The organism is Streptomyces sp. NPDC059718, from assembly GCF_042733315.1.
Lineage (GTDB): Bacteria > Actinomycetota > Actinomycetes > Streptomycetales > Streptomycetaceae > Actinacidiphila.
In genome coordinates, this window is record NZ_JBHWGA010000116.1 from 1 (window position 1) to 5,051 (window position 5,051).

The following is a 5,051-nucleotide window of genomic DNA, read 5'->3' on the forward strand; positions in this document are numbered from 1 at the left end:
CGACATCCCGCTCCTCCATCCCGCCAACGACCATAGCCATCAACAAGACAAACGACACTGTCACGCCCGAATCACGACTTTCCCAACGGAGTCCTGAAGGTGAAAGAGATGGAACTGAAGCTCGAAGTCATCGTTCTGCCCGTCTCCGACGTCGATCGGGCCAAAACGTTTTACGAGGCGGCGGGATTCCGATTGGACGTCGACAACACGTTCAGCGACGACTATCGGCTGGTGCACCTCACGCCTCCCGGATCCCCGTGCTCGATCATCTTCGGCAAGGGAATGATCGCCACCGCCCCGGGAACCGCGCAGGGTCTGTATCTGATCGTCACGGACGTCGAGCAGGCCCGCGCGGAGCTCGTCGGCCGGGGCATCGAGGTCAGCGCGGTATTCCACGATTCCGGTGGGCTTCTTCACCACGGCCATGAGTCGGGAGAGGCTACCCACCGCGGTGCAGGCCAGGAGCGGATCTCCGGACCGGAGTCCGCCCGCACCTCCTACGCCTCCTACGCGACCTTCAGCGATCCGGACGGAAACGGCTGGGTGCTGCAGGAGATCACGGAACGCCAGCCCGGACGATGAGACCGGCGACCGCATGCACCCCCGCTTCACGACGCGAGCGGTCCGAGACCCGGGAAAGACACAGGAACGCCGTGAACGACAACCAGCGAACGTACGACGTCGTCGTCCTCGGCGCGGGCCCCGTGGGCGAGAACGTGGCCGATCGGACCCGGGCCGCGGGCCTGAGTACCGTGATCGTGGAACGTGAACTCCTCGGCGGCGAATGCTCGTACTGGGCGTGTGAGCCGAGCAAGGCATTGCTGCGGCCGGTGCTGGGACGCGCTGACTCGCTCCGAGTGCCGGGACTGCGCCGGGCCGTGGGCGGCCCCCTGGACGTGGCCGCCGTCCTCGCGCACCGCGATGAGATCGTCCGGCACTGGCAGGACGACGACCAGGTGGAGTGGCTGGCGTCCGTCTCCGTCGACCTCGTACGCGGTCACGGCCGCCTCGACGGCCCCCGGACGGTCCTGGTGACCAGCCCTGACGGCGGGACCGTACGGCTCGTCGCGCGGTATGCCGTCGCCGTGTGCACCGGTACCGGTCCGGCGATACCGGACCTGCCCGGCATCGACGACGTCCGTCCGTGGACCAACCGTGAGGCGACCGGCGCGGACCGTGTGCCGGACCGGCTGGCTGTCGTCGGAGGCGGCGTCGTGGCGGTCGAGATGGCCACCGCCTGGCGGGGGCTCGGTGCCGACGTGACGATGGTGGTGCGAGGCAGCGGCCTGATCTCCCGGATGGAGCCGTTCGCCGGCGAGATGGTCGCCGACGCGCTGCGCGAGACGGGCGTGGCCCTGCGCTTCGATGCCGCCCTCACGTCCGTGACGCGGGACGGAACAGCCGGCGGCGAGGTGCACATCACCCTGGCGGACGGCGAGCAGTTGGCCGTCGACGAGGTCCTCTGCGCGACCGGCCGCCGCCCGAGCACCGGTGACATCGGCCTGGAGACCATCGGTCTGGAACCCGGCGACTGGCTCACCGTCGACGACACCTTCAGGGTCGCCGCCGTCACGGACGGATGGCTCTACGCGGTGGGCGACGTGAACCATCGCGCCCTCCTGACCCACCAGGGCAAGTACCAGGCCCGCATCGCGGGTGCCGTGATCGGCGCTCGCGCCCACGGGGAACCGGTCGACGACGGCCCATGGGGTGCGCACGTGGCGACCGCGGACAGCGCGGCCGTACCGCAGGTGATCTTCACCGACCCTGAGGTCGCCGCCGTCGGCCTCACCGCACAAGAGGCGCGGCGCACCGGACGGAGCGTCAAAGTGGTGGACTACGACATCGGCGGGGTCGCCGGCGCCTTCCAGTACGCGCACGGCTACCGCGGCAAGGCCCGCATGCTCGTCGACACCGACCGGCGCACCGTGGTCGGGGTCACCTTCGTGGGCCCGAACGTCGCGGAGCTACTGCACTCGGCGACCATCGCGGTCACCAGCGAGGTGCCCATCGAACGCCTCTGGCACGCCGTACCCGCCTTCCCCACGATCAGCGAGGTCTGGCTACGGCTGCTGGAAACCTACCGCGGTTAGGGGCGGGGTGGCTCAGCGAGCGGTCGCGATCGCGCGCTCCGCTTCGTAGCAGACGCCGCACGTCAGTCGTCTGGCCTCGGCCGCCGGTTCGGAGGAGTCACGAGAACCGGAGACCGGGATGGTCGTGGCATGCAGGTGCCCTCCGCAGATCCCGGCCCCGCATCGAGCGCAAGCGGCAACGGCGATCGCCGGGCTCAAGAGATCGGTGACGGTGGAGGCACGACTTTTGAGGACGCAGTCATAACACTGCATAGCGGTTCGCCTTTGTCGCTCACGAAGTCTTGCTGGTGTGGATTATTCTACACCCGCCGACCCTGCGCGCATAACGCGATCCACGGCTCGCCGGAAAAGCCGATTTCCCATGCTTCGTAATCGGATCGGAACTCCGCACGAGAATTGTCCGAGAAAAGGGGCCGTGAAACAGGCCGCGGTATTCGCGGCGACGGCCGGTGATTCGGGAAATCGGTCACCGGTTTTCCGGTGGCTGCTCCTAACGGGCTGCCCTCGGGGCCTCCGCGGCCTGGATCAGCGCCGTGACCAGTTCCTCCAGGTCGGCGCCGAGCGGGGTGTCGCAATCCCAGACCGCCTCGTAGGCGATCTCGACCGGGGCTCCCGCCTGAAGAAGGGGGCGGCAACTGGTGTGCTTGTGCGTGATCTTGGACTGGGGCAGGAGCGCCGCTCCCAAGCCGATCGCCGCCCACTCGTCCACCGCCCGGAAGCTGCCGGCCTCACCGGGATAGGCGCGCAGCGGCAGGTGGTTGTCGTGGAAGAGTTCCGTGGTGAAGGTGGTCAGTCCGCAGGTGGCGGGGCCGAGGATGTAGGCGGCGTCGGCCGCGTCCTTGAGCTCCACGGGGTCGTTGTCCCCGGAAGCGGTGGGGTCGATCACGACCAGCGGTTCGCGCATGATGACCCGGTGCCGGAGCGTCGGCAGGCCCGCCACCGCGGGGACGAGGACGATGTCCAGCCGGCCCGCCTCCAGGTCCCGGCTCAGCGGCTCGAGGTCCGCCTCCCGCAGGACCAGGTCGTGCGGCCGCTCCAGACCGCGGGCGGTCTGGAACACCTGGGCGACGAGATCGGCCCCGATCAGCGGTGACACCCCCATGCGGATTGTCTGCGCGACAGGGCGGGCCAGCCGCCGGCTCTCGGCGACGAGCGTGTCGAGGCCGCCGAGCACGTCGTCGATCAGGGGCAGGATGCGGGCGCCGTGCGTGGTGGGTCTGACCCCGCGGGGCGAGCGGTCGAAGAGCTTGACGCCGAGCTCCTCCTCCACCCGGGCGACACCGTTGGACAGGGCCGGCTGTGTCACGCCGTAGGCCCGTGCGGCCGCACTGAAGGACTGGGTCCGGGAGACGGCCTGAATGTAACGCAACGCCTCGATGTTCACGCTGACGATTATCCCCTCCGCGCGATAGCCGCACGCTATGCCCGCATTCGCATCGGTCCTCTACCGGCGCCTTGCGGATCGCCCTACAGTCTGAGGCGTTCCCCCCGACGCTCGAGGGCCGGCCGCACCGGTGAGTCCTCGAGTCGCAACCTCACATCGCCCCCGATCCTCTCGGGTCGGCGATATGGGGAATCAAGCGCGCTACCCGGAGCCCATTCTCGGTGCATTGCCCGGGAGCACGGGCCGGAAATACCGGCGGTCAGGGCGGGCACCTCGCACTGTTCCCGTGTGCCCGTACGAGCCACCGCGGCTCGGCGCAGCCCGCGCAGAACACGTACCAAGGAGCACTTCATGTCCAGCAATACCCTCGACTTCACCGGACAGAAGGTCGTCGTCATCGGCGGTACCAGCGGAATGGGGCTGGCCGTCGCCCGCCGTGTCCTCGAGGGCGGCGGCAGCGCCGTCGTCACCGGCCGTTCCGAAAGCAGCGCCGCGAAGGCGGTGGCCGAGCTGGCGGGGTCGGGCAAGGGCGTGGGCCTGGCCGTGGACCTGTTCGACCGCGCCGCCGTCGACCGGCTGCGCGACACACTGACCGAGGAGCACCCTGACGCCACCCTGCTGGTCAACGCCGCCGGCGTCTTCGAGCCGAAGACCTTCCTGGAGCACACCCAGGAGGACTACGACCGCTACCAGGCCATTACCAGGGCCTTCTACTTCATCACCCAGACCGTCGCCAAAAACATGATCGCTCGCGGCACCAAGGGAGCCGTCGTCAACATCGGCGGCATGCTCGCGCACCAGGCCATGGCGGCGACCCCCTCGTCTGCGTACTCCGTGGCGAAGGCCGGTCTGCACTCGCTCACGCAGCATCTCGCCATGGAACTTGCGCCGTACGGAATCCGGGTCAACACGGTGGCCCCCGCGGTCGTCCGCACGCCGATCTACGAGGCGTTCATCCCGAAGGACGAGATCGACTCCGTGCTCGACGGGCTCAACAGCTTCCACCCCCTGGGCCGGGTCGGAACCCCCGAAGACGTCGCTCCCACCGTGGCCTTCCTCCTGTCCGACCAGGCCGACTGGGTCACCGGCGCCACCTGGGACGTGGACGGCGGCGTCCGGGCGGGACGCAACAAGTACTGAGCGGCCCGCGCCCATCCGCCCTTCCCCCAGCCGACAGCAAGGAGACCGCGTGTCCTACCACGAGCACACCGACCACCAGTACGCCAAGCACATCCGCGCTGGCGCCCCGGAGGCCTTCAAGGCGTTCATGGCCTGGGACACACAGGTCCTGCGCGGGAACGACAAGGTCATCCCCGCCAAGTACACCGAACTCATGGCGGTCGCCGTGGCACTGACCACACAGTGCGCCTACTGCATCGAGGCACACACCAAGGCCGCGCACGCCGCGGGCGCGACGCAGCAGGAACTCGCAGAGACCGTCATGATCGCGGCGGCCCTGCGCGCGGGCGGCGGCTACGCGCACGGCTTCATGGCGATGAAGTTCTTCGACCAGGCCGACGGCAGCGCCGTCGCCTGACCCGACACGGCACGACGGCCGCCGCCGGGCATCGCAC

5 protein-coding genes are annotated in these 5,051 nt (G+C 69.1%); 4 read left to right on the forward strand and 1 reads right to left on the reverse strand.

Annotated elements, in window-relative coordinates; translation table 11 throughout:
* The first annotated feature begins 108 nt into the window (after window positions 1-108).
* Window positions 109-582 carry a VOC family protein gene (locus ACFV3E_RS46350; protein ID WP_500542541.1) on the forward strand — a complete coding sequence of 158 codons (474 nt, stop codon included), beginning with the start codon at window positions 109-111 and terminating at the stop codon, window positions 580-582.
* A gap of 71 nt (window positions 583-653) precedes the next feature.
* Window positions 654-2,093 (forward strand): dihydrolipoyl dehydrogenase family protein, encoded by a 1,440-nt coding sequence (locus tag ACFV3E_RS46355; protein ID WP_500542543.1) that lies wholly within the window; start codon window positions 654-656, stop codon window positions 2,091-2,093.
* Window positions 2,094-2,583: 490 nt separating this feature from the next.
* On the opposite strand, the gene ACFV3E_RS46360 is transcribed toward ACFV3E_RS46355, so the two are convergent.
* Complete coding sequence (locus tag ACFV3E_RS46360) at window positions 2,584-3,477, reverse strand: LysR family transcriptional regulator (protein ID WP_500542545.1); 894 nt, start codon at window positions 3,475-3,477, stop codon at window positions 2,584-2,586.
* A 351-nt stretch (window positions 3,478-3,828) separates the two neighbouring features.
* Here ACFV3E_RS46360 and ACFV3E_RS46365 point away from each other — a divergent pair, with 351 nt between their 5' ends.
* Together ACFV3E_RS46365 and ACFV3E_RS46370 are read left to right on the forward strand one after the other, a co-directional pair.
* On the forward strand, window positions 3,829-4,617 hold the full coding sequence (locus tag ACFV3E_RS46365) for an SDR family NAD(P)-dependent oxidoreductase (RefSeq protein ID WP_500542547.1): 789 nt from the start codon (window positions 3,829-3,831) through the stop codon (window positions 4,615-4,617).
* A gap of 49 nt (window positions 4,618-4,666) precedes the next feature.
* The gene (locus tag ACFV3E_RS46370; RefSeq protein WP_500542549.1) at window positions 4,667-5,014 is read left to right on the forward strand and encodes a carboxymuconolactone decarboxylase family protein; all 348 of its coding nucleotides are present in this window, start codon (window positions 4,667-4,669) and stop codon (window positions 5,012-5,014) included.
* Window positions 5,015-5,051 lie beyond the last annotated feature (37 nt).